At 54.4% G+C, this 22,013-nt stretch carries 25 protein-coding genes; 15 read left to right on the top strand and 10 right to left on the bottom strand.

The window, feature by feature from the left end; all coding sequences use genetic code 11:
* The first annotated feature begins 9 nt into the window (after nucleotides 1-9).
* Nucleotides 10-564, top strand: coding sequence for a GNAT family N-acetyltransferase (locus tag KTE_RS28130; protein WP_201386882.1), 555 nt, complete (start codon nucleotides 10-12; stop codon nucleotides 562-564).
* Nucleotides 565-618: 54 nt separating this feature from the next.
* Here KTE_RS28130 and KTE_RS28125 read toward each other — a convergent pair whose 3' ends face one another.
* Nucleotides 619-840, bottom strand: a complete 222-nt coding sequence (locus tag KTE_RS28125) for a hypothetical protein (protein ID WP_201386881.1) — start codon at nucleotides 838-840, stop codon at nucleotides 619-621.
* A 93-nt stretch (nucleotides 841-933) separates the two neighbouring features.
* On the opposite strand from KTE_RS28125, the gene KTE_RS28120 reads away from it, so the two are divergent.
* From KTE_RS28120 to KTE_RS28105, 4 genes are all read left to right on the top strand, one after another.
* A complete protein-coding gene (locus KTE_RS28120) occupies nucleotides 934-1,236 on the top strand; it encodes a hypothetical protein (protein ID WP_201386880.1) in 303 nt (100 codons plus the stop codon).
* A gap of 258 nt (nucleotides 1,237-1,494) precedes the next feature.
* Entirely contained in the window at nucleotides 1,495-2,946 is a 1,452-nt protein-coding gene (atpD, locus tag KTE_RS28115; protein WP_201386879.1) for a F0F1 ATP synthase subunit beta, read from the top strand.
* Nucleotides 2,947-3,000: 54 nt separating this feature from the next.
* Entirely contained in the window at nucleotides 3,001-4,356 is a 1,356-nt protein-coding gene (locus KTE_RS28110; protein ID WP_201386877.1) for a cytochrome P450, read from the top strand.
* A gap of 68 nt (nucleotides 4,357-4,424) precedes the next feature.
* A complete protein-coding gene (locus KTE_RS28105) occupies nucleotides 4,425-5,213 on the top strand; it encodes a hypothetical protein (RefSeq protein ID WP_201386869.1) in 789 nt (262 codons plus the stop codon).
* A gap of 98 nt (nucleotides 5,214-5,311) precedes the next feature.
* On the opposite strand, the gene KTE_RS28100 is transcribed toward KTE_RS28105, so the two are convergent.
* The gene (locus KTE_RS28100; RefSeq protein WP_201386868.1) at nucleotides 5,312-5,950 is read right to left on the bottom strand and encodes a DinB family protein; all 639 of its coding nucleotides are present in this window, start codon (nucleotides 5,948-5,950) and stop codon (nucleotides 5,312-5,314) included.
* 15 nt (nucleotides 5,951-5,965) lie between these two features.
* The gene (locus KTE_RS28095; protein ID WP_201386867.1) at nucleotides 5,966-6,355 is read right to left on the bottom strand and encodes a VOC family protein; all 390 of its coding nucleotides are present in this window, start codon (nucleotides 6,353-6,355) and stop codon (nucleotides 5,966-5,968) included.
* Nucleotides 6,356-6,667: 312 nt separating this feature from the next.
* Between KTE_RS28095 and KTE_RS28090 the strand changes: the two genes are divergently transcribed.
* From KTE_RS28090 to KTE_RS28060, 7 genes are all read left to right on the top strand, one after another.
* A complete protein-coding gene (locus tag KTE_RS28090; protein WP_201386866.1) occupies nucleotides 6,668-6,814 on the top strand; it encodes a hypothetical protein in 147 nt (48 codons plus the stop codon).
* Nucleotides 6,811-6,906: a WD40 repeat domain-containing protein gene (locus KTE_RS49835; protein WP_201386865.1), complete on the top strand. Its 96-nt coding sequence runs from the start codon at nucleotides 6,811-6,813 to the stop codon at nucleotides 6,904-6,906. Before KTE_RS28090 ends, KTE_RS49835 begins: the two co-directional genes overlap by 4 nt.
* A 277-nt stretch (nucleotides 6,907-7,183) precedes the next feature.
* A complete protein-coding gene (locus KTE_RS28080) occupies nucleotides 7,184-8,422 on the top strand; it encodes a PLP-dependent aminotransferase family protein (RefSeq protein ID WP_201386864.1) in 1,239 nt (412 codons plus the stop codon).
* A 77-nt stretch (nucleotides 8,423-8,499) separates the two neighbouring features.
* Nucleotides 8,500-8,958, top strand: a complete 459-nt coding sequence (locus tag KTE_RS28075) for a hypothetical protein (protein ID WP_201386862.1) — start codon at nucleotides 8,500-8,502, stop codon at nucleotides 8,956-8,958.
* A 26-nt stretch (nucleotides 8,959-8,984) separates the two neighbouring features.
* Nucleotides 8,985-9,608, top strand: coding sequence for an IS607 family transposase (locus tag KTE_RS28070; protein WP_201386861.1), 624 nt, complete (start codon nucleotides 8,985-8,987; stop codon nucleotides 9,606-9,608).
* Nucleotides 9,571-10,815 (top strand): RNA-guided endonuclease TnpB family protein, encoded by a 1,245-nt coding sequence (locus tag KTE_RS28065; RefSeq protein WP_201386860.1) that lies wholly within the window; start codon nucleotides 9,571-9,573, stop codon nucleotides 10,813-10,815. The genes KTE_RS28070 and KTE_RS28065 overlap by 38 nt, the downstream gene beginning before the upstream one ends.
* Nucleotides 10,816-10,848: 33 nt before the next feature.
* A complete protein-coding gene (locus KTE_RS28060) occupies nucleotides 10,849-11,316 on the top strand; it encodes a phosphotransferase family protein (protein WP_201386859.1) in 468 nt (155 codons plus the stop codon).
* A 120-nt stretch (nucleotides 11,317-11,436) separates the two neighbouring features.
* Here KTE_RS28060 and KTE_RS28055 read toward each other — a convergent pair whose 3' ends face one another.
* On the bottom strand, nucleotides 11,437-11,937 hold the full coding sequence (locus KTE_RS28055) for a MarR family winged helix-turn-helix transcriptional regulator (RefSeq protein WP_201386858.1): 501 nt from the start codon (nucleotides 11,935-11,937) through the stop codon (nucleotides 11,437-11,439).
* 135 nt (nucleotides 11,938-12,072) lie between these two features.
* Between KTE_RS28055 and KTE_RS28050 the strand changes: the two genes are divergently transcribed.
* Together KTE_RS28050 and KTE_RS28045 are read left to right on the top strand one after the other, a co-directional pair.
* On the top strand, nucleotides 12,073-12,606 hold the full coding sequence (locus tag KTE_RS28050; RefSeq protein ID WP_201386857.1) for a cupin domain-containing protein: 534 nt from the start codon (nucleotides 12,073-12,075) through the stop codon (nucleotides 12,604-12,606).
* 91 nt (nucleotides 12,607-12,697) lie between these two features.
* On the top strand, nucleotides 12,698-13,213 hold the full coding sequence (locus tag KTE_RS28045; protein ID WP_201386855.1) for a tetratricopeptide repeat protein: 516 nt from the start codon (nucleotides 12,698-12,700) through the stop codon (nucleotides 13,211-13,213).
* A 68-nt stretch (nucleotides 13,214-13,281) separates the two neighbouring features.
* Here KTE_RS28045 and KTE_RS28040 read toward each other — a convergent pair whose 3' ends face one another.
* The 5 genes from KTE_RS28040 to KTE_RS28020 all read right to left on the bottom strand — a co-directional run bounded on the left by KTE_RS28040 (nucleotide 13,282) and on the right by KTE_RS28020 (nucleotide 18,368).
* Entirely contained in the window at nucleotides 13,282-14,472 is a 1,191-nt protein-coding gene (locus KTE_RS28040; protein WP_201386853.1) for an NAD(P)/FAD-dependent oxidoreductase, read from the bottom strand.
* Nucleotides 14,473-14,622: 150 nt separating this feature from the next.
* Nucleotides 14,623-15,852 carry an RNA-guided endonuclease TnpB family protein gene (locus KTE_RS28035; protein WP_201386851.1) on the bottom strand — a complete coding sequence of 410 codons (1,230 nt, stop codon included), beginning with the start codon at nucleotides 15,850-15,852 and terminating at the stop codon, nucleotides 14,623-14,625.
* Between the two features lie 209 nt (nucleotides 15,853-16,061).
* On the bottom strand, nucleotides 16,062-16,880 hold the full coding sequence (locus tag KTE_RS28030; protein WP_201386850.1) for an ABC transporter permease: 819 nt from the start codon (nucleotides 16,878-16,880) through the stop codon (nucleotides 16,062-16,064).
* Between the two features lie 14 nt (nucleotides 16,881-16,894).
* Entirely contained in the window at nucleotides 16,895-17,881 is a 987-nt protein-coding gene (locus KTE_RS28025) for an ATP-binding cassette domain-containing protein (protein WP_201386847.1), read from the bottom strand.
* A complete protein-coding gene (locus KTE_RS28020) occupies nucleotides 17,865-18,368 on the bottom strand; it encodes a MarR family transcriptional regulator (RefSeq protein ID WP_201386844.1) in 504 nt (167 codons plus the stop codon). Before KTE_RS28020 ends, KTE_RS28025 begins: the two co-directional genes overlap by 17 nt.
* A 282-nt stretch (nucleotides 18,369-18,650) precedes the next feature.
* On the opposite strand from KTE_RS28020, the gene KTE_RS28015 reads away from it, so the two are divergent.
* The gene (locus KTE_RS28015; RefSeq protein WP_201386842.1) at nucleotides 18,651-19,304 is read left to right on the top strand and encodes a hypothetical protein; all 654 of its coding nucleotides are present in this window, start codon (nucleotides 18,651-18,653) and stop codon (nucleotides 19,302-19,304) included.
* A gap of 131 nt (nucleotides 19,305-19,435) precedes the next feature.
* Here the strand turns inward: KTE_RS28015 and KTE_RS28010 are convergent, their stop codons facing one another.
* Nucleotides 19,436-21,904 carry a glycoside hydrolase family 31 protein gene (locus KTE_RS28010; RefSeq protein ID WP_201386840.1) on the bottom strand — a complete coding sequence of 823 codons (2,469 nt, stop codon included), beginning with the start codon at nucleotides 21,902-21,904 and terminating at the stop codon, nucleotides 19,436-19,438.
* Nucleotides 21,905-22,013: the final 109 nt, after the last annotated feature.

The following is a 22,013-nucleotide window of genomic DNA, read 5'->3' as shown; positions in this document are numbered from 1 at the left end:
GGAAGCCTTATGTTTACATATGATTTAGGTGACGGAGCTTCCTTGCAGATTCTTGAGATGCGTCACGCTCCTGAGTTCCTTGAATTTGTGGATGAGAATCGTGCCTACCTTGGTGAATGGATGAGCTGGGACACAACTATGCAGACACTAGAGGATGCACAAAATTTCATTAAACGAGGCCTCTCGCGCTTCAGCGATGACGGCATTCCCTGGGTGGGGATCTGGCTCAACGGGCGTATGGTTGGTGGTATTCACTTTTCTCCCATCGATCCCCGCGTCCACTCAACTGAGGTCGGTTACTGGCTTGGTCAAAGTGCCACAGGGCGTGGTTTGATGACACGGGCGCTTAAGGCAATGCTACATTATGCCTTTGATCTCCTCCACGTCAACCGTGTAGGTCTTCAAGCTGATGTGCGCAACAGCCGCTCGCGTGCCGTCGCGGAGCGGCTGGGCTTTACCTTTGAAGGCATCCGTCGCCAAAGTTTGGAGTATAAGGGCCAACTTATCGACATCGCGACCTATTCCTTGCTAGCACAGGAATGGCGCGAGCAAACTCCCCAATAAAAGCGCACTCTTCGAAAGGATCAGGGAGGTGCTCCTGCACCTTCCCAAAGAGGCTCAAACATATTTCCCAGTTTCCTCCTCCAGTACATATTCGATTAGTTTCAGGCACAATTTGACATTGGCTATATGACGGAGAGAAACCACGGCCCAGAGCGCCTCTAGACCTTTGCGCTCAATAATGAGCGTGTTTCTTTGCTCATCAAGCCAAGGTGTATCCAGTTGGCTCCACGCACTAAAACGCTCTGTATGGCTCGACGCTACTGGCGTCGCACCCATTACAACACCTTGTGTCGAACATATGATCCATGATAGACTGACAGAAGAGACATTTATGGTTATTTACACACATTGAAGGCGGAGGAAAGAGTTATGCCATTTCTTTCTATTCATACTCTTCCTGGTAATCCAGATGATTTACTGCAAAAGAAGCAGGAGCATATGGACCCGGTCGTCAGCCAGATCGCTCCTGAGTATGGCGCAATTATGAGCATCACGGCAAAGGGGCCAGAGGGGCTGATTACCGTCAATCTCTGGAAATCGGCTGAAGGCGCACAAGCCTTCACGCAGCGAGCAGAAGTACAACAAGCGCAAGCTCGCTCAGGCCTTCCCCGACCTGCTACATTTGAGCGCTACACTGAAGTCTATGTCGAGGAATATCAGCGGACGAAATAAATCATTTCCGCTATGTACGACCGACGCTGCAAAAGCACGCGTCTACATATAGAACCATTATATGTAGATGCGTGCTTTTGCAGTATCGGTCCTCACATGGCTCCATCTCCTACGTTATATTGCCTACCTTCATATAATTTAGCTCCTTACAAAACTGTGCTAAAGATACGTTATTTGTGTCAGGTGCGTGGGCGCTTTCTGGCCTAAAGTAGTGGTGTACAGAAAAACACGATAAGAGAGCCAGAAGGAGGCCAGAATATGGCACAGACGACGAACAATACCCAGGCACAGACAGAGAACATCCAGGCAGCAGGCACAGGCAAGGTTGTGCAGGTCCTGGGACCTGTGATCGATATCGAATTTGCCGCCGAGCACCTGCCGCAGATCTATAACGAGCTAAGACTGACCAATCCCAGCAATGGCAAGGAGCTTTCATGCGAGGTAGAGCAACATATTGGCAATAACTGGGTGCGCTGTGTGGCAATGGGTCCAACGGAGGGCCTGATGCGTGGCATAAAGGTGCGCGATATGGGGCGGCCTATCACGGTTCCCGTAGGAGAGAAGACCCTGGGACGCATCTTCAACGTACTGGGAGAGCCTATCGATAATAAAGAGGCCGTGGTGGACTCGCCTACGCTGCCCATTCACCGGCCCGCTCCCTCGCTGGAGGACCAGGTGAAGGATAGCGAGATCCTCGAAACCGGCATCAAGGTCATCGACCTGATCTGCCCCTTTATGAAGGGTGGCAAGGTTGGGGCCTTCGGCGGCGCAGGCACAGGCAAGACGCTAATCATCCAGGAACTGATCAACAATATCGCCATCAATCACGGTGGCTATAGCGTCTTCGCGGGCGTGGGCGAGCGCACACGTGAGGGCAATGACCTCTATCACGAGATGATTGAGCGCGGGGTGATTGATCGCGTCGCTATGATCTTCGGCCAGATGAACGAGCCTCCTGGTGCACGCCTGCGCGTGGCCCTGACTGGGCTGACCATGGCCGAGTACTTCCGCGACCAGGAAGGGAAAGACGTGCTGCTCTTCATCGATAATATCTTCCGCTTTACCCAGGCGGGCGCGGAGGTCTCCGCCCTGCTGGGACGCATGCCCTCAGCCGTTGGCTACCAGCCCAACCTGGCGGAGGAGATGGGCGAGTTGCAGGAGCGCATTACCTCCACGAAAAAGGGGTCGATCACATCGCTTCAGGCCGTCTTCGTTCCAGCGGACGACTATACCGATCCCGCGCCTGTGACGACCTTCGCCCACCTGGATTCGACCGTGGTACTCGATCGGGCCATCGCCGAGCAGGCTCTCTTTCCCGCGGTGGACCCGCTGGCCTCGGCCAGTCGCATCCTGGACCCTCAGATCGTGGGGGAGGAGCACTATAACACGGCCCGTGGCGTACGGCGTACCCTCCAGCGCTATAACGAACTCGAGGACATCATCACCATCCTGGGCATCGATGACCTGAGCGAGGAGGATAAGCTCACTATCTCACGAGCGCGCAAGCTCAAGCAATTCCTTTCGCAGCCATTCGCGGTCGCGGAAGTCTTCACGGGGCGTGAGGGGCGCTATGTGTCCCTGCGCGAAACAGTTCGCAGCGTGCGCGAGATTCTTGAGGGCAAGCACGACGCCATCCCTGAGAGCCTCTTCTACATGGCAGGCAACATCGACGAGGTTGTCGCACGCTATGAGCAGGAAGGGAGTAAATAATATGATATAATCGCATATTGATGTCTTTATTAGGAAGCGCTTCAGGGAGGATAAGTGAGCACAGTAACAGAAATCGAGCAACTCTCTCCCCCACCACTGGCACCAGGATGGCCGGTGGTGGGGAACGCATTGGCTATGCAGCAGGATCTCGTGGCCTTTCTCGTTAAACAGTATCAGCAATTGGGACCTATTTTCCGCATACGTGCTCTCAACCAGGAATTTGTCATCCTGGCGGGGCCAGAGGCCAACATCTTTGTTACACAGCAGGGGGCCGATAAATTTCGCTCGCATGAAGTCTGGGACAGCTTTGGTTGCGAGTTTGGCGCAAAAAACAGCATGTTGGCCATCGATGGGCCACCTCACTTGCAGATGCGTAAGCTCCTAAAACCTGCTTATTCAGTTGGCAATTTGCTGGCGGATATTCCTTTGTTGGTTGATATCGCTCAGACAGTCGTCAAGCGTTTTCAGGTTGGCGAAGAAGTTGAGGCGCTCACGCTCTTCCGCTTAATTGTCACTGAACAGCTGGGTCGAGCCCTGGCCAACCATGCACCTGGCACCAATCTCCAGAACATCATTACCACGATCAGGGTTGGGCTCAACGTGCATATGACAAAGCAAATGCCCACTTTTATGCTGAAGCTGCCATCCTACAAGCGCGCCAAACAGCACTATCTCGCAATGGGAAAGGAGATTGTGGAGGAGCATCGGGCGACTGAGCGCGACAGAAAGGACCTGGTAGACAATATCCTGGAGGCGAGCCAGAAACCTGAATATCATGACATATTAGGCAGTGAGGAGCAAATTATCTTTGCCTCGCTGGGTCCTTTCGTCGCCGGGCTTGACACTGTCGCCAACGAATGTACATTTATGCTGTATGAGCTACTCAATCATCCCGAGATCCTTGCGCAATGTATAGAGGTGGCAGATCAGCTCTTCTCCGAAGGACTGCCAACTCAGGAGCAGATTCGCACACGTGATGTGTTACACGACGCGATGATGGAGACGCTCCGGCTACACTCAATTGCCCCGGTTGTCACGCGAACAGCGGCTAAAGATTTTGCCTTTGCTGGCCATTCGGTCAAAGAGGGACAAAATGTCATGATTGCCAACACCGTCAGCCATTTCCTGCCCAAATTCTATCCTGATCCTTATAAGTTCGATATTGGACGCTACAGTGAAGAGCGCAAGGAACACAAGCAGCGAGGGGCCTATAACCCCTTCGGCATTGGCACGCATCTCTGCCTGGGAGCTGGTGCCGCCGAGGCCCAGATCGTGCTGGTAATCGCCACTCTTCTGCACCTGGCACGCCTGGAACAGGTTTCTCCTCAGAGCAAGCTGCGTGTGAAGAATGATCCTACGCCTACCTTTGGCTCCGCCTTCCGCGTACGCTTCAGCGAACATCGACATTAAAGTTTCTAGCATCTCAATAAAAAAGGCGCTTGTTTGCGAGCAAACAAGCGCCTACCAGGAATCACGCTATGCATTATCTGCGCTCGACGCTTCCACCACTGCGCGACCCGGTCTGGTTGCTTTTTCTCCCGCCACTGCTTGGCCGCGCCTGGCTGCTCTATCGACTCAACGTCTTCGGCTCGCCAGTATCGCTAACGATCACACTTCTGCTCATACTACTCCTCGCGGCGCTGGGCTGGTGTAGCGCGGCCCTCCTTGCCAGGCAAGCGGCGCTCTCCGAGCGTCCCCGCGAGCGTTTCCTGGTCATGAGCGCTCTGGGTATGCTGGCGGCTCCCCTCCCCCTGGCCCTCCTGGAGAGCTCAGGATGGGACATAAATTTCTCATGGATCACACTTCTCCTGCCAGACTTATCTACGCCCTGGCTCCTTAACTTTGCGCATCTCTGCGTTCTGCTTGTTCCTCTTCTCGCACTGGCATTCATCATCAGAAGCTGGCTGATAAGCCTCATCGATCCTAAACATCCTATCCTTACCTGCCTGCGCAGGCTGACCGCGCTTCCCCTGGCCTTGGGCGGGGCCATGTTCCTGCTGGCGCTCACCCTGTATAGATTACATGCTGCCACCATGTTCACTCACGGCGCACTTGCCCTGGCCATGCTCGCGCTGTCCTTCCTTCTTGCCGCGCTCTTCATCCTCCCCTACCTGCTTACAGAATGGAGTGAGAAGCGAGGCCAGATCTTCACACCTCGTATACGCGTTACACTCCATGTCGCAATGCTCGTCATCATTGCCCTATACTTCCTCAGTCAGCTCTATATTTATTTATCTGAGGCCCTTAGCAGAGGTATAACATCATGAGGTCTTCATCGTGTCCAATACTCAAACGCTCTTCAGAAGCGCGACTTTCCCCTCCCCACCTATGCAGGTGGGGAGGAATTAGATTTAGATAATGCACTTTATTCGCGGCGGTCTTCAATCTCCCAGATGTGATCGATAACGTGCCAGGCGATGCGGCGTAGGGCGTAGACCGAGGGCCAGCCGCCAGGTGCCAGAGGCGAACCATCGGAGAGCTGGCTCAGGGCTGAGGCGATATCCTCGCGCATGGCAGTCAGGGCGTTGCGGTCACCAGGCGGGAAGGGCTTGTGGCGTACGCTGATCTTGCGTGCGTAGGTGCGCTCGGCCTCGACAACGTGGCGATAAACTTCGTCGCGCTCGCGTCCACCACCACGTGGCCCTTTGCGTAGCGTATTGGGCGAGGCGGCAACCACCTCATCTAAAATCGCCCACGCAGCCCGCAGCAACGCGACGCCCCGCTCGGCCGTCGCGGCATCAGGTGGAGCGGTGTCGCTGGCAACGATGATAGATGGGGCGCCAAAGCTGGTGGTCATATCGCCAGGCACGCGCTCGACAACCACCAGTTCGCCGGGATTGAACTCCAGCCCGGCCCTGAGCGCGATCACCTGATAACGCGGGCCATATTCAGTAAGCGCCTGTATCGCCTCGGCCTCGGTCTTCGCGAAACGGCACCAGCCAGGCCACTCCAGGGCACAGGCTGCAACTTTTTTCTCGCCTACTTCCAGATAAATGTTTGTCATACGCTTACATCTTTCTCAGGCTTTGGGAAATGGGGTATAGAGCTCGACCAGGTGGCCATCAGGATCAGTGACGTGAGCCTGGCGTGCCTGCATATGTGGAAAATCTCGCGGCTCATAGACTGATGTGGCTCCGCCCGCGATCAGATCAGCATAGGTGGCATCAATGTTATCCACTTGGAAAGAGAGATACATGGAATGGTTCTGTTCCTGGGCTGGCGTCACCACCTCATTTGCGCTGGCAAATGCCTTTCGGCTTACAAGGAGCAAGGTGGTGCTGCCCGTATCAAACGAGGCAAAGCTGGTTGCCTCATCACTATATGTCAGGGGCAACTTTGCCACGTCGCGCCAGAAGCGAAGTGCCACTGGAAAGTCGGCAACGATCAGGGGAATATAGGTCAATTTCATCTTTAGCTCTTTCTTTTCTTGCTAGAAACTCTCTTCCTTGCACATACAAGTTCGTCACTCATACTCACCACAGGCCCGTTCATCCTCACCTCACGAGCAGTATACCCTGAATAACGGACAAAATTGATCCTATACTTCATCACAAATTTTAAAAACTACTTGTCTGCTCTTACGCTGAATACCATTTTTGTGTAGATACCCAATAACTGTGGCAAAAGTTCCCTGCAACATCTCTAGACAGCGACTGCTTGCTATCATATACTGCTGAGAATAAGGGGAAACATAGCGCCTTGCTCAAGGAGGGCATCCATCATGCAAAGTTCTACAACAGGGAAGAAACACAGCTTCACACGCCGGAAGATACTGGGGGCAACAGGACTGGGCCTCGTTGGGCTAACTGGCGCAGGTGGCGCCTGGTTATCTTTACCTATTCTGGACATACACGGTTTTGGGATATGAAATGGATAATGGCCGTTGCATGGTCGCCCGATGGCAGGTACATTGCTTCAGGGGGCGCCGATAACACAGTTCAGGTGTGGAAGCCAATGTGAGGATATTTGGCCCGACGCTACTAAAGTACGCATCTATATATAACGAGCATATGTAGACGCGTACTTTAGTAGCGTCGGGCTCACACATTCCTACGCAACCACAACCAGGCAGGAGCGCCCAAAAAGGTGATATCTTGTGCATCGAAGGGAGCCAATTGCTATACTTTAACCCAACATTGACTGCCATTGGCTGTAGACATGCTATCCATCACGCTCTACACTAATCTTTATCTCCAGTAAAAAATACAGCAAAAGCAAATACAAAAGGAGCCTATCCATGCCAGACTTTTGGGACCAGCACTACGCGCAACGTGTCCAACTGATGAAGAGTTCCGCCATTCGCGACCTCCTCAAGCTTACCGAGCAACCTGAGGTGATCTCCTTCGCGGGCGGTCTGCCTGCCGCTGAGATCTTTCCGGTAGAGAAGGTAGCATCCGCCACACAGAAGGTACTTCAGGAGCGTGGTGTGCAAGCCCTCCAGTATGGCCCCTCGGAAGGCTACCGCCCCCTGCTTGAGCTGATCGCGCAGACCTCCTCCCGCGATGGGCTAACGGTCACACCTGAGAATATCTTTATCGTCTCAGGCTCGCAGCAGGGTCTGGACTTCGTCGGGCGCCTGCTAATCAATCCCGGTGATCGCGTCCTGGTGGAGTCGCCAACCTATATGGGTGCCTTACAGGCTATGGCCCCCTATGGCGCTGACTATATCACCGTCCCTTCCGACGAAAATGGTCTGTGCACCGATGTCCTGGAGGAGATGCTGGCCCTCAAGCCCAAGCTGATGTATGTCCTGCCCAATTTCCAGAACCCCTCGGGCGTGACGCTCTCCCTGGAGCGCCGCAAGCAACTGGTCGAGCTGGCCAACCGCTATGGCGTCCCGGTCGTTGAGGATGATCCCTACTCACAACTGCGCTTCGAGGGTGAGCCTCTCCCCTCCCTGCTCACGCTGGATAGCCAACAGCGCAAGAGCGAGGGCGAGCCATACCGGGGCAACATCATCCAGCTCAATACCTTCTCCAAGGTGCTGACACCCGGCCTGCGCGTGGCCTGGGTCGTCGCCTCCCCAGAACTAATACGCAAGCTTGTCCAGACTAAGCAGGGCGCAGACCTCCATACAGCCTCGCTCAACCAACTTATCGTCCATGAATTGCTGCACGAGGGCTTCATTGAGCAGCATATCCCACTCATCCGCCGCACCTATGGCGAGCGGCGCAACATCATGTTGCAGGCCATGGAGGAGCACTTCCCGGCAGGCATTCGCTGGACACGCCCCCAGGGCGGCATGTTCCTCTGGGTAGTCCTCCCAGAAGGCCTGAACTCGACCGAACTGCTACGCGAGGCGGTCAAAGAGAACGTGGCCTTTGTGCCTGGAACGTCCTTCCACGCACAAGGTGGTGGCGACAACACCTTGCGCCTGAGCTTCTCCAACGCCAACCCTGAGCAGATCCGCGAGGGCATCGCTCGCCTGGGCCGCGTCTTCCACAAAGCCCTGGCCGAGATCGCGGTCAAGGCTTAGCGCGGTAGGATTGAGAATGGGGACAACGCATGCTTCAGCAGCGTCGTCCCCCTCACGCATAGTGTATACTTCTGCGTATGAGTAAACAGAAGACGACACTAGATCTGGAAGCGATAAAAACCTTTCTTCGTGATTACTATAGAAGTGAAGTAGACACTCTCCAGCAGATGATTGAAGGCGAAGAGTCGCAAGCCTTTTCCTTCAAGTGGGGTAACGCCGAGTACGTCATTCGCATCAACTCCTCTATCTCGAGCTTTCAAAAAGATGCCTACGCTTATCACCATTTCCATTCCGAGCAAGTCCCTATTCCATATGTCATCCAGACAGGATATATTGATGCGCAACATGCCTTCTGTATAAGCGAAAAAATGCCAGGCATCACACTTCAGGATGTCGATAGTGCTACGCTTCAACGACTCCTGAAGCCAACTGCTGATGTCTGGCTGGCATTGAGCAAATTTGATCCGGATGAGACAACGGGCTTTGGCGATTTTGACGCATCTGGACAGGGAGATACTGAAACAGTTTTGACATAAGCGCTCAATTGTGTTAAAATGTGTTTATGCAGAACACATATGATATTCAAGCGTTTGGAAAACGTATTGGGAAGTCTACCAAAACGCTGCAAAAATGGGATCGTGAAGGCAAGCTCGTCGCCCATCGTTCTCCACAATCAAATAGGCGCTATTATACTCACGACCAGTATCTTGAGTATCGTGGGCTAAAAGCACCGGAGCAGGGACTTACCATTGCCTACTCACGCGTCTCTGGAATTACTCAAAAGCCTGATTTAGTCAACCAAACAAAAGCGTTAGAAGCCTATTGTCATCAGCATTCGCTCAAGGTCGATGAATGGATGTCGGATATTGGCAGTGGGCTAAACTACAAACGCAAACAATTCAATCGGCTTATGGAGATGGTTGAACTTGGTCAGGTACGGCGTGTCATTCTTGCTCATCGAGATCGGTTGGTTCGTTTTGGATATGAATACTTTGAAGCCTTTTGTGAGCGACATCATACCCAACTTATCGTCATCAATGGCGAAAATCATTCTCCTGAACAAGAATTGGTACGTGACCTCATTGCTATCGTGACAGTCTTCTCTGCCAGATTACATGGACTGCGTTCCTACAAGAAAGCGATTAAGGATGCTGCTTTGCAAAAAGATCAGAATGAACGTTTCTGAGCAAGACGCGGCAACCCTTGAATTTATGCAAGGCAAGTGCAGGGGACTCTACAACTGGTGGGTGCTCAAGCTCAGGAATGGTGAGAAATGGGATCTCTACGATGCTAAGAAAAACCTACAAGAGAGCAAACAACATGATCCCGAGCTTGTTCAGGTGTATGGAAAGCTTTTACAAGAGGTCTACTATCGCCTCGATGGAGCCATGAAAGCTTTCTTTCGCAGAGTCAAAGCCGGAGAAGCACCGGGATTCCCACGGGTACGCCCACGGCATTCCTTTTTTACGCTTTGCTATCCCGCTATGTACCTCAAAATTGAAGGCGACAAGCTCATTTTGCCCACCGGAGGCAAGGGCAAAAACAAGCAATACTCCAACATCGTTGCACGCTTGACTGAGATACCGCCTGAACAGTTTAAAGAAGTGGCGATCAGTCGAGATGGTAAGGGAAACTACTTCGCGTCATTTGTGAGAGAGTGCCAAGAGAAACAGCATGAGATAGATGGAATCGTTGCCTTTGATCTTGGCATCAAAACACTGGCAACTGGCGTAAATGAGCAAGGCAGAATCTACACGGTTGGCGGCTTTAAAGGATCACGCTGGTACAACAAACAACTCGACAAGATTCGATCCAAGCGTGATAAGTGTAAGAAAAAATCACGTCGGTATATCCATCTCAGTAAGGTTTACAAGCGCGTTTCCCAGAAGAAACGCAACAAACAACAGGATAGCTTGCATAAAGCATCCCATCTTATCAGCCACAACTTGGTTGAAAGAACTATTGTGGTTGGTGACCTTTCACAGAGGCAAATGGTTACGAAACAGCATGTAGAGCGCAATAAACATCTGAATCGAGCGGTCTATAACGAGTGGGGCTTGTACGCCTTTCTCGAAATGCTGAAGTACAAATGTGTCCTCTATGGGAAAGAGTTGCATTTCTTAGATGAGCGCAACACGTCCAAGCAGTGTAGTGGCTGTGGCAATCTACAAGCCATGCCATTGTGGAAGAGAACGTATTGTTGCGTCGAATGTGGACTCGTCATGGATCGAGATGAGAACAGTGCACACAATATCCTGACGAGGTTCTTTGCGCGGCGAGCGCCACACACCGAAAGGTGCGGTGTGCTGCATACGCCCCAAAGCGGCGTAGATGTCACGATGGCATCCTGTGAGGGGCAAGTGCAGCAATTGAATTTGTTTGAGAGTGCGTAAGCACTTTTGAGTAGATTTAGAAAGGCAGTCTATGTGACATGGCGGGAGTTTCTTCTGGAGCCACAGACCTATGCTTGGGAACGCGCACTACCCACGAAAGAACTTGCTGTATGCCAGGAAGTGCTCAAGACGTTTCTCGCTCTCGTAAAGCTGTGTCCGGAGGAGCGCGCCCTGGTTCACGGTGATTTCGGATCGAATAATGTACTCACTGATGGAGAGCGCATCACCGCCGTACTCGATTGGGAGAATGCTAAGTATGGCGATCCCCTGTTTGATGTCGCGACCGCCTATTTCTGGAGCCCCTGGCTAGAGTGTATGAGGGAACAGGCCACCTACTTTGGGGATCACCTCCCAAGCCTCCCTACTTATCAGGATCGGATTCATTGTTATCAATTACGCATTGGCCTGACCGAAGTCTATGAAACAGCTCTCCAGCAGGAATGGAACATCGCTCAATGGGCAATCAAACGCTGTGTAGAAATTGCGCGCGATCTTTGCTAAGATCTTATTCCGAAACCCAACGTCACTCACGTGACTAGCGCTTCGCGCTCAGAGTTTTCGGATAAGTAGTAAATGGGCGCATGTGGAAAAAGAGAGGGCAGCGTTGCCCCACACTGCCGCTCACTCCAGGGAGGTATCCCCAAAGGACTCCAGCAGGATGCGGAGCATATTCGCAAGCTGTTCACATTCTTCTCGGTCCAAGGGCTGGAGTATGCGCTCCATGTTCGCGGCATGAAGACTGAAGATTCTGTCCAAAACTTCGCGTCCATGCGGTGTGAGTCGGATACGGACAGAACGTCGATCATCGAGATCTCGCACCCGCTCGACGAAGCCTCTGGCCTCCATACGATCAATACGATTTGTGATGGCCCCGGAGGTCACCAATGCTGCCTTGAGTAAGGCAGAGGCAGTGAGTTCATATGGCTCTCCTGATCGACGCAGTGTCGTGAGCACATCAAACTCAAACGCCTCCAACCCGTGCTCGCTGAAAAACTTCTTGTACGCCCTTTCCAGCACACGTGAGAGCCGCGCGACCCGACCGAGAACGCCCATCGACCAGAGGTCAACGTCGGGACGCTCCCCGTGCCATTGATCCATTACCTTGTCAATTGCATCAGCCATGCATTCCTCCCAGCTACACAAATTCCTTAACGTTAAAATACTTGACGTTAACATTTATTTCGTTTATTATCTTAACATTGTGATAATAACACGTCCCCTGTTGGGTGTCAAGAAAAGGAAAGGAACCAGAGAGATATGACCATGCTTGTACCGAATTTTGCGGAAGCTCTCATTGTACGGGAGAGTGAGGCGGAAACTTTTGGGTTCGCGCAACTCATGACGCGTTTGCTCGCTGATGGCAGTGACACTGGAGGAGCGCTTAGCGCTATGCGAACGACCATGGGAGCGGGAGTTGAGGGGGCGAAGCCGCATACCCATAATCAATCGGCTGAACTCTTCTACGTCATAGATGGAGAACTCCAAATGCTTGCTGGTGAGAAGGTGATCACGGCTAGGAAAGGAGATATGGTCGTCGTTCCACCTAATATGGCCCATGCATTCGCAACCACCCCCACTCATACTGCGGATTTTCTGATTGTCCAGGCCCCAGGCTTGGATCGGTTCGGATACTTCCGGTTGGCCGAGCGTGTCATGAAAGGGGAAGCAACACAAGCAGATCTCATAGCATCCCAGGAGTTGTACGACAACCACTTTGTGGATAGCCCCGCCTGGCGAGCAGCCCGTGATAATGCGAACTCACCAAAAATTGTGGCTGAGGGCGAAATCTAAACAACCCTTACTCCTATGCCAAGCACCAAAGAGTGTGATACCATTGAATGGTTAAGCAAACAGACAGAGAAAGGATTCGAAGAAGATAAAAATGGAACGAGAACGTTTAGCTGAAGCCATCCAATTGCGCGAAGAGGGGCGCGCCAAACAGGATCAGACCATTCTGAGACAGGCCAAGGCGCTCCTTATGGAGTTGAACGCAGCCTACCCCGATGATGCCGAGATCACCTACCAGAATGCTGTGGTGAATGATAACCTGGGGCTTGAAGATGAGTCTGTTCCCTTCTACTTACGCGCCCTCGAGCAGGGGCTCGCGGGCCCTAGCCTGGAGCGTGCCTTGATGGGCCTGGGAAGCACCTATCGTGGGCTGGGCGAGTATGAGAAGGCGGTCGCGACACTACGGCGCGGCATGCGGGAGTTTCCACAGAACCGGGCCATCCAGATCTTTCTCTCGATGTCTCTCTACAACTCGCAGCAGTATAAAGAGGCGATGGAACTCGCTTTGACTAATCTGCTGGAGACCACCACCGACGAGAAGCTTCTGTACTTTAAGCGCGGTCTTGAGTACTACTCCACTCACCTCGATGAGAAGTGGAACGAGGAATAGACACCTTTAAGATTTTAAGGTCGTGCGACGCTACTAAACGCGCCGCACAACATACAGCTCAATGTCCCTTACCGGCGTAAAACCCCTCCTCTAGCCGAGAAGCGGACGGCCTCAAAACCCTCCTCCAGCATTACTGCTTCATAGTCATGGATGGCGGAAATGAGAGGCCGTTCGCCATAGGCGGCTGCCTTCAGGGCCTGGCAGAGAGTGTGTGCATCACGCAAGGCCATGTTCGCTCCCGAACCACCCGCGGGACTCATGGCATGAATGGCGTCTCCCAGCAGGGTGATCGAGGTGCTCTTCCAGGGCTGGCAGGGAACTGCCGTCCGCACAGCAATAGGGAAGGTCTCCTCAGGCTCGCCAGCGGCAAGCAATGCGCGCAGGGCGGGATGCCAGCGCTTCGTCTTTAGCAAGGCAAACTGTAGCAGTTGTGCTCCATCCAGACCAAACAGCTTGTCATCAGACATCCCCATATGCCTGCGTTTCGCGTTCAATGACCACATCAAGTAGCTGCCAGTGGTATGGAAACATGCGTCGGGCACGAACTTACGCGCGGCCTCAGCAGGGAGTTGCTGAAAGTCGACAACACCAAGGGCCAGGCTAAAGCGGAAGCCAACTACCTGGGCAAAACCACGATAGAGAAAATCTGGGATAAGGGAATGTGTGGCCTCGGTCAGGAGCGTCTTGCCATAAATGCAGCGTACATCTGTCTCCTCAATGGAAGCGTGGGGGAGGAACTGCTGGCGCACACGCGAGTTGACGCCATCAGCCGCGATAAGCACATCTCCACACGCCTCGGTCCCATCGCTGAAGAATGCTCGCACCCTGCCATCCGATAGGTACTCATATCGAAGAAACTCTTTACCGAAATGCACAATGTCATCAAGGCCGATAAGAAGAATCTCGCGCAGCGTCAGCCGGTCGACTGAAGTGCTTACTGGCACAATTGTGGGCGAGTCTTCCCGAGAAAAACCAATCACCTTTATTGGCTTAAGCTGCTTTGTGACAATCGTGACCTGGCTTCCTGGGCGAGATGCGGTTGCCATACACAGATCGAACAGGTGCGGAGGGAGGCAAGAATGCAGGGCATCTATTCCTCGCCGATCAATATGCAGACGATAGCCCTGCTTCCTCGTGTATGGCGAGGCATCCCGCTCATAAAGCGCTACGTCTATCCCCACACGCCGTAATCCTTGGGCGAGGCACAGGCCTCCAAGTCCGCCACCTATAATGACTACATGCAAGGACGATGTTGACACGCTTCCCTCTCTTTTCGCCTTCAGCCAGGTAGCCGCTCACTGCCTGGTAGACATCGAGTTCTCTGTCCTAAAGAGATAGACGTCTTCACCTGCCAATCATCCAACAGTATCGACAACCCATGACAAATATGACATTCGCATGAGTGTTGTTTAGACGGCAAGCCGCCTGGGCCTCACTGCCACGGCCTCTATCCCCTGCCCGAAGGAGTCGGGGAATGCTTTGCGCAAAATATTGTAGCTCGCGTTCACATCGGCGTGGATCCGCCTTCCACTCGCCGCCCGGTACAAGCCACGTCGCTCTCGTTTCCCACTGAAGCTCGGTTTCTCGGTTCGCTTCGGATCGTAGGTGGGGAGTGCGTCCAGGTCCAGGAAGGACGCCTTGCTGGTATAGCTTTCCTCCACCAGCACCACCTCGATGCCTATGAGCCTCGCCTTGTAGGTGAGCATCTCGATGAAGCGAGCGTGAGGGATCTGCACGAAGGTCTGGTTGGTTCGGCGTCCGAGGTTCACCTCTTGTTTCCAGAGGGGGGTCTTGCCCACCACCAGCGTCCCAATGCCCTCCTCGACCAGGTGATTGATGATCCGACGGCTTGCCGTGTGCAGGTAGGCCTGCACGCGGCGATGGCGCTTCGCCGTGATCTGATCCAGTCGGTGTGACGTGAAGCGATTGGCCTTGGCGAGCTGGCGTTGGGCATGGGCACGCCGTTTGTTATAGTACTGATTGAGGCTTTTGAGCGGGCGGCCGTTGATGAGCAGGGGCTGGAACCCGGGCTTGGTGCTGGTACAAGCGGCCAGCGTGTCCACTCCCAGATCGAGTGCCGCGATCAAGGTGGGATCGACTTCGGCTGGCGCGGCCGCTTGCTGGTAGACGACTTCGACGACGTAGCCATCGGTGCGCGGCACGATGCGCACCTGATCGAGCGCCTCCCAAGGGACGGCGGTGTCGATCTCGATGGGCAGCCCCGAGGGCACCAGCTTCCCCGTCTGTTTGAAGGCTCGCTTGCCCAGGGCTTGCTTGTCGTAGATGAGGAGGAAGCGGCCCTTTTCCTTGTGTTTGTACTTTGGGATCTTGGGCTTGCCGGTGAACGTCTCGGGATGCTCTCGCCACGCCTCGAGGGCCTTGCGAAACGCCTTCCAGTTCTGGTCGATCTGGATCAAGATAGAGTTGGAGACCTTGCGGGGGAGGGCTTGATAGCATTCCAGGTGCTTGACGCGATGGTAGATTGCTGCGTAGGGCAGGTATGTCCCACTCTGGAAGAAGGCTTGCCGGATGTGGTAGGTCGCCTGATTGTACAGGTTTTTCGAGGCGAAGGCGGCCTGGTCAATGCAGCCATAGCGAGAATTGGTGGTGCGGATCAGATGTTGTTCAACCAGTTGCATCCCTTGTGTCCCTCCTTCAACATGGCTTCTCGGAAGCAAGTATAGCACATTTGTTCGAAAGCTGCAAGGAAAAAGCAGATGTCACATGACAAGAGAAAAACCCATTTGTCATTATTTTGAGATACTAGTTTCAACACTTCACCTGGCAGAAGTCAAAAAGAAGTGAGTCGGCTGGCAAGCCTGCCAGCCGACTCACTTCTTTTTGACTTTCACACCTCTTTGCGTGACATAAAGATGGCGATGCCAACCATAACGACGGTGAAGAGAAGCAGGATGCCCAGGTTAAAAGGGATACTACTGGCTTCGTATCCAAGTAGTGATCCACGAATGGCATTGACGCCATAGCTCAAAGGGTTGAGCAGTAGTACGGTATGCAGCCAGCCGGGTACCTGGCGTGTGGGGAAGATGGCGCCCGAGAACATGTAAAGAGGCAGGGTGATAAAGTTCTGGATCGTGCCAAAGTTCTCAAAATCGGTGATCCACATGGCGATCACGACCCCCAGACCAGAGATGGCCAGGGCCGTGACGAAGGTCGCCACGAAGGTCGCCAGGATGTTCAAAGGCGTGAGATGAACGGCGGCAAAGGGCGCGAAGATCAGGATAATCAGGGCCTGGATCGTTGAGCTAGAAGCGCCACCCAGGCACTTGCCGATGACGAGGGTTGAGCGCGGCGTGGGCGCGACCTGCACCTCTTTAAGAAAGCCAAACTCACGGTCATACACAATCGAGATCGCTGATTGCAGGCCACTGAAGATGACCGTCATAGCGATCACACCGGGGAAGACAAACTGCTCGTAGCTAAAGCCCGCGATAGAGCCGAGCGAGCCGCGCAGGCCGAAGCCGAGCGCGAAGAGCCAGACCAGAGCACGCGCCACAGCGCCTAGCAGACGCGAACGCTGGCGCCAGAGGCGCACCATGTCGCGTCGCCAGATCATGGCGATGCCTTCCAGGTCGATAAAACGCGCATTGGCGGAGATACTCTCGGGGGCAATCTCAGGCATGGTAACCGGTTCAGTCATTTTTAGCATTGCAGCATCCCTCTCTAGCGGCGCAAACGGCCACGACTGCGCAGGCGCGAACCCATGCGGTCCTTCGCGCTCGCCAACTCTTCGCGAATGGCGCGACCCGTCAGATGAACAAAGACATCCTCCAGCGTGGGCGAGCTAACGCTCACATCAAGCACATCGATATCCGCCAGGGTCAGTTCGCGGATGACACGCGCCGCCAGGATCTGCCCGTTATCACCCTCGACGATGATGTCGTCCCCATCTCGGTGTGCGTTATAGGCTGGCTGCTGGGCGAGGAGTGCTTCAGAGCGCTCGGGCGAGGAGACCGTCAGGCGCACGATATCTCGTCCAACCATCCGTTTGAGCGCATCTGGCGTGTCGACGGCCACAATCTGCCCATGATCCATGATGGCGATCCGGTCGCAATATTCAGACTCTTCCATATAGTGCGTGGTCATAAAGATGGTCAGACCCGTACTCTCGCGAAGCTTCAGGACATGCTCCCAGACACTGCGCCGGGTCTGGGGGTCCAGGCCCACCGTGGGTTCATCGAGGAAGAGGGTCTGCGGTTCATGCAACAAGCCACGTGCGACCTCCAGGCGGCGCTTCATGCCTCCGGAAAAGGTTTTGACCACGTCCTTGCGCCGCTCCTCCAGGCCAACCAGACGCAACACGTCGCTTATGCGCGCCTCGCGCGTCTTCGGGGGAGTGTGATAGATCATGCAATGATAATACAGGTTCTGCTCTGCCGTCAGATACTCGTCGAGAGTAGGGTCCTGGAAGACAATGCCGATACTCCGGCGTACCTGGGAGGACTGACGCTCGACATCATAGCCATTGATGACCGCGTGTCCACTTGTCGGGCGCAAGAGGGTCGAGAACATCTTCATAGTGGTGCTTTTACCAGCCCCATTGGGACCTAGAAAACCAAAGGTCTCGCCACGCTCAACATGCAGGTCAATACCCCTGACCGCGTGGATCTCCCCAAAGGAGCGCGAAAGTTTCTCAGCCGTGATTGTCATGCTTCACCTCGATTAAACGCCGAAGGACCGGCAAGGCCGCGCGCAATTGCATAAGTTCATTCACCTGGAGCAGAGACAGGCGGCGACGCAGATTCTCACGCCGCAACTGGTCATACGCCCTGAAGGCGTTCATCCCGCGCTCGGTTGGCGAGATCCAGACCACGCGCCAGTCCTGTTCATCACGCACACGCTCAACAAAGCCCTGGGCCAGTAGCCTTTTGACCATCGCGGTTACGGTTGGCGCGGCGACCCCCAGGTGCTCAGCCAACTCCTGCATCGTGCAACGCTGCCGCGTACTCAAGATACGTAGCAGGCGCACCTGCCCATTGGTTGCGCGCAGCTCCGAGATATCACGCCACTCTGGACTCTCCTGCTCAGGGCTCCCCTCGGCAGGCAGATCCACACGCAACTGGCGCAATAACTCTGGCAGCAGATCGAGCAACTCGTCCGCAATATTCAGTTCATCAAAAGAAGAAGAATCTGTCATCGATCACACTTATGCCTATTACTTAGGCATACTAGTACTTAGCTTTCCTATTACTTAGCCTATCTAAGTATATGATAATCTATGTATGTATCCTCTGTCAAGGCTAAAAAGTATCAATAACATCGTCGCACCTCTCACCCCCCTTACCCATAATAGAGATAACGAGCATGCAAATTTCTTTTATCCCTTGCTTTTCGTGAAAAGATTGAGTAAAATCTTTTGCTCTAGCAACTTCACAAAATGAGCATATTTCTTAAAAAGAAAGCAAAGGGACATAACAGAATGAATGAAGAACTTACTTCCCCCGTTGTACACCAGGAGACACAACAGCCTGAGCAAGATAAGCTGTTACTGCAACGTCAGCGTCTCTTGCAAGATGAAGCGCAAAGCGTACTGAAGGAACTGAACTTGATCGAATTACTCAGTGCAGAGGGCGTCGTCAGGCAAACGGGCAGCACTGTTCTAGGATTGATGGTCTGGCGCGACATCGACCTGCAAGTTTCTAGTCCGAGATTGAGCATTGAGCGCGCATTCGAGATCATGCATCCACTGTTGACACATCCACGCGTCAAGCAAGTGCGCTACTTGCATCAGAGCGATCACTTCAAGCTCGCTGACTTAGATGAGCGTTATTTTTTTATGGTGTACTATGAGCGCCCTGGAGAGCCTGAATGGAAGCTTGATATCTCCTTCTGGCTTGACGAAGGAGTTCGCCCAGAACCGCTTCATGACGCTATTGAGCAACAACTGACGCCAGAAACCCGGCTCACCATTCTTCGGATCAAGGATGTGTGGTATCAACTCCCCACCTACCGGGTCGAAGTAGCCAGCACAGATATCTATGACGCTGTCTTACAGCATGGGGTACGCACCCTCAACGAATTTGATCAGTACCTCGTCGAACGCGGAAAACCCGCGCGTCCCAAAGGCCTCTAGTTTTTCCCTGGCAGATATCTGGCAAAGTGCCCACCTGGAAGATTCGTTTGGTCGTTAGTGACCAGGCGCATCTTCCAGGTGGGCATTTGTTTGGGAGATTCTGCCAATTTCCCGCCCCCGGATACAATCAGTTACGCAAACAACACTTCGATTGTCTGCTCATTAGCGGTGGCGGCGAGGTTGATGCTGACTCGGCGCTGTTCGTGATCGTAATACCAGGCAATAGGCTGGTCGCCTAGATTGATCTCTGCTGGCGCGGTGGGGACTTCGCGCAGTTCGAGATGCAGGCGCTGGCGCGTGGGGGCAAAGGTTCCTTCCTGTTCTCCCAGGATGACGCGAATTTGCTTTTCATCACACTCGCAGAGAATGGTACGCCGGGCATATTCGCCTTCGATGTAGGCATATCCATCACCTGTATCTTCATAGAGCGCGGCGTTCCCGCTGCCAGATGCGGGATAGAGGATGAGTGTCAGGGAGTCGGCTGGGGCCTGGCCGACGTAGTTCATGGCGGGCCAGAATGGAATAGCGGTGTTGGCCCGGACATAGAGGGCGGGTTGACCAAGGGGGGCGTGCGCGAGGATATGCATTGGACCCTCGAAGCGCTCACCGGTCCAGTAGTGGAACCAGGTGCCTGTGGGGAGATAAACATGGCGATACTCGGCGCCAGGGCGCGTGATGGGCGCGACGAGGAGGACATCACCGCAGAGGAACTGATCGCTCGCACCATAGGCATCCATGTCCTCGGGACAGTGCCAGAAGAGGGGACGCAATAGGGGAGCGCCCGTGCGGTGGCACTCCTCGAAGAGAGTGTAGAGATAGGGCAACAGGCGCTGGCGCAACTTGAGCAGGTCACGAATAGTAGAGGTGTAGGGTTCGCCAAAGACCCAGGGCTCCTGGTGACGCGTCTGCTTCTCCGAGTGGTTGCGACAGAAGGGTTGGAAGATGCCGAACTCCGTCCAGCGTGTCAGCAGTTCCCCGCTGGTGTCACCATAGAAGCCGCCGACATCGGCTCCGGCCCAGCCCACACCCGAGAGGCCCAGGTTTAGCAACTGCGTGACGCTCATTGCCAGGTGTTCCCAGGTCGAGGAGTTATCGCCCGTCCAGATCAGGGCGTGGCGCTGCACGCCCGCGTAGCCGGAGCGCGAAATAATAAAGGGTCGTTGCTGGGGCCGCAGGCGTAAGAGTCCTTCGCGCGTGGCCTGCACCATCAAGGAGCCATAGGCGTTATGCACCTGTGTGTGTAGCCGCGCCTTCCCGCCGCCTGGGTGAATCACATCTGACGGCATGGTTGAATTGAGGGGAATAAAGAGCGCAGGCTCGTTCATGTCGGACCAGATACCCGTGATACCAGCGTCGAGCAGGCCCTGGTGGAGGTCGCCCCACCACGCACGCGCCTGCGGGTTAGTAAAATCGGGGAAGACACAGACGCCCGGCCAGACGGCATTCTGGTAGTCGTCTCCCTGGGGAGTCTTACAGTAGAGATCACGCTCGCGGCCCTCGGTATAGACCTCGTAGTTCGCATCGACTTTGACGCCCGCATCGACAATGCAGACGACGTGGAAACCCATCTCACACAACTCAGAGAGCAGGCCCTCGGGATCGGGGAAACGCGTATTATCCCAGGTGAAGACGCGATAGCCATCGAGGCAATCAATATCGAGGTAGAGCGTATCGCAGGGAATATCGCGCTCACGGAAGGCGCGCGCCAGGGCGCGTACCTCCTCGGCGGTCTCATAGCTAAAGCGGCTCTGCCCATTGCCCAGGGACCAGAGCGGGGGAAGCGGCGTGCGGCCTGTAAGCTCAGTATAGCGCTCCAGAACGGCCTGCGGCGTGGGCCCACAGAAGACATAGTAGACCAGGTCGCCGTTCTCCGCGCCAAACCACGAGCGCTGAGAATCCTCATGCGCCAGGTCAAACTCGACGCGCGCCGGGCTGTCCAGGAAGAGTCCCCAGGCCTGTCCATCGGCCACCACCATGGTAAAGGGGATCGAGACATACAGGTTATTTTGCAGAGCGGTATGACCACGCGGTGGATCAATATTCCAGAAGAGCTGGTGCGTCCCTGTTTTCTCCAGTTCGCCTGTGCGCTCGCCACAGCCAAAGTAGCGCGCTCTCGGCTGATGCTGCTTATAGACGCGTGTGGGTGTGCCAAGGATGGCGAGCGGATTGACCATGTCGAGAGATGGCGCCTGCTCGGGGATCAGCCAGCCCATGCCAAGCTCTGGATCATCGGTCGCGAAGGCGCGACCAGCCTGGTCGGTAAAGCCGATGCGCAGAGGATCTAGCGAGAGATGTGCGGTCGCAACAGAAGTAGCGATAGTTACTTCGCCCTCTCCCTCCCTGATCGTCACGGGACCGGGTTCCCAATCCCGAGATACCACAGCCTCGGAGCCATAGCTCGCGGGGCGACCATGCGGGAAGAAGCCTACGCGAAACAGGTCCGGAGCTAGCGCAGTAACTTCGACTGTTGCTGAGCCAGCGCGCAAGCACACCTTCGAGGCGGTGGTTTCGAGCATGGACGCGGTCCCCAGGACATGGTAGCCCAGGGGGGAGAGAGAGATGAGATGAGCGCTTGTGGTGGCTGGCGTTGCCATCTCCATAAAAGTGTTTTCCTTTCAAAGCGCATTAGAAAGCCGTGATAATCCGACGCTGCGAAAGCACGCGTCTACATATAATGCCCCATATGTAGACGCGTGCTTTCGCAGCGTC

This window comes from Ktedonobacter sp. SOSP1-85 (assembly GCF_016587415.1).
GTDB lineage: Bacteria > Chloroflexota > Ktedonobacteria > Ktedonobacterales > Ktedonobacteraceae > Ktedonobacter.
Note: the sequence above shows the minus strand (reverse complement) of the source record. Positions and strands in the feature narration are given on the sequence as shown.

Excerpts from the sequence above, each read along its gene's own strand:
- KTE_RS28130 (WP_201386882.1), top strand. The coding sequence starts at position 10 with ATGTTTACATATGATTTAGGTGACGGAGCTTCCTTGCAGATTCTTGAG.
- KTE_RS28125 (WP_201386881.1), bottom strand. The coding sequence starts at position 840 with ATGGGTGCGACGCCAGTAGCGTCGAGCCATACAGAGCGTTTTAGTGCG.
- KTE_RS28120 (WP_201386880.1), top strand. The coding sequence starts at position 934 with ATGCCATTTCTTTCTATTCATACTCTTCCTGGTAATCCAGATGATTTA.
- atpD (WP_201386879.1), top strand. The coding sequence starts at position 1,495 with ATGGCACAGACGACGAACAATACCCAGGCACAGACAGAGAACATCCAG.
- KTE_RS28105 (WP_201386869.1), top strand. The coding sequence starts at position 4,425 with ATGCATTATCTGCGCTCGACGCTTCCACCACTGCGCGACCCGGTCTGG.
- KTE_RS28100 (WP_201386868.1), bottom strand. The coding sequence starts at position 5,950 with ATGACAAACATTTATCTGGAAGTAGGCGAGAAAAAAGTTGCAGCCTGT.
- KTE_RS28095 (WP_201386867.1), bottom strand. The coding sequence starts at position 6,355 with ATGAAATTGACCTATATTCCCCTGATCGTTGCCGACTTTCCAGTGGCA.
- KTE_RS28090 (WP_201386866.1), top strand. The coding sequence starts at position 6,668 with ATGCAAAGTTCTACAACAGGGAAGAAACACAGCTTCACACGCCGGAAG.
- KTE_RS49835 (WP_201386865.1), top strand. The coding sequence starts at position 6,811 with ATGAAATGGATAATGGCCGTTGCATGGTCGCCCGATGGCAGGTACATT.
- KTE_RS28080 (WP_201386864.1), top strand. The coding sequence starts at position 7,184 with ATGCCAGACTTTTGGGACCAGCACTACGCGCAACGTGTCCAACTGATG.
- KTE_RS28075 (WP_201386862.1), top strand. The coding sequence starts at position 8,500 with ATGAGTAAACAGAAGACGACACTAGATCTGGAAGCGATAAAAACCTTT.
- KTE_RS28070 (WP_201386861.1), top strand. The coding sequence starts at position 8,985 with ATGCAGAACACATATGATATTCAAGCGTTTGGAAAACGTATTGGGAAG.
- KTE_RS28065 (WP_201386860.1), top strand. The coding sequence starts at position 9,571 with ATGCTGCTTTGCAAAAAGATCAGAATGAACGTTTCTGAGCAAGACGCG.
- KTE_RS28055 (WP_201386858.1), bottom strand. The coding sequence starts at position 11,937 with ATGGCTGATGCAATTGACAAGGTAATGGATCAATGGCACGGGGAGCGT.
- KTE_RS28050 (WP_201386857.1), top strand. The coding sequence starts at position 12,073 with ATGACCATGCTTGTACCGAATTTTGCGGAAGCTCTCATTGTACGGGAG.
- KTE_RS28045 (WP_201386855.1), top strand. The coding sequence starts at position 12,698 with ATGGAACGAGAACGTTTAGCTGAAGCCATCCAATTGCGCGAAGAGGGG.
- KTE_RS28035 (WP_201386851.1), bottom strand. The coding sequence starts at position 15,852 with ATGCAACTGGTTGAACAACATCTGATCCGCACCACCAATTCTCGCTAT.
- KTE_RS28030 (WP_201386850.1), bottom strand. The coding sequence starts at position 16,880 with ATGCTAAAAATGACTGAACCGGTTACCATGCCTGAGATTGCCCCCGAG.
- KTE_RS28025 (WP_201386847.1), bottom strand. The coding sequence starts at position 17,881 with ATGACAATCACGGCTGAGAAACTTTCGCGCTCCTTTGGGGAGATCCAC.
- KTE_RS28020 (WP_201386844.1), bottom strand. The coding sequence starts at position 18,368 with ATGACAGATTCTTCTTCTTTTGATGAACTGAATATTGCGGACGAGTTG.
- KTE_RS28015 (WP_201386842.1), top strand. The coding sequence starts at position 18,651 with ATGAATGAAGAACTTACTTCCCCCGTTGTACACCAGGAGACACAACAG.
- KTE_RS28010 (WP_201386840.1), bottom strand. The coding sequence starts at position 21,904 with ATGGAGATGGCAACGCCAGCCACCACAAGCGCTCATCTCATCTCTCTC.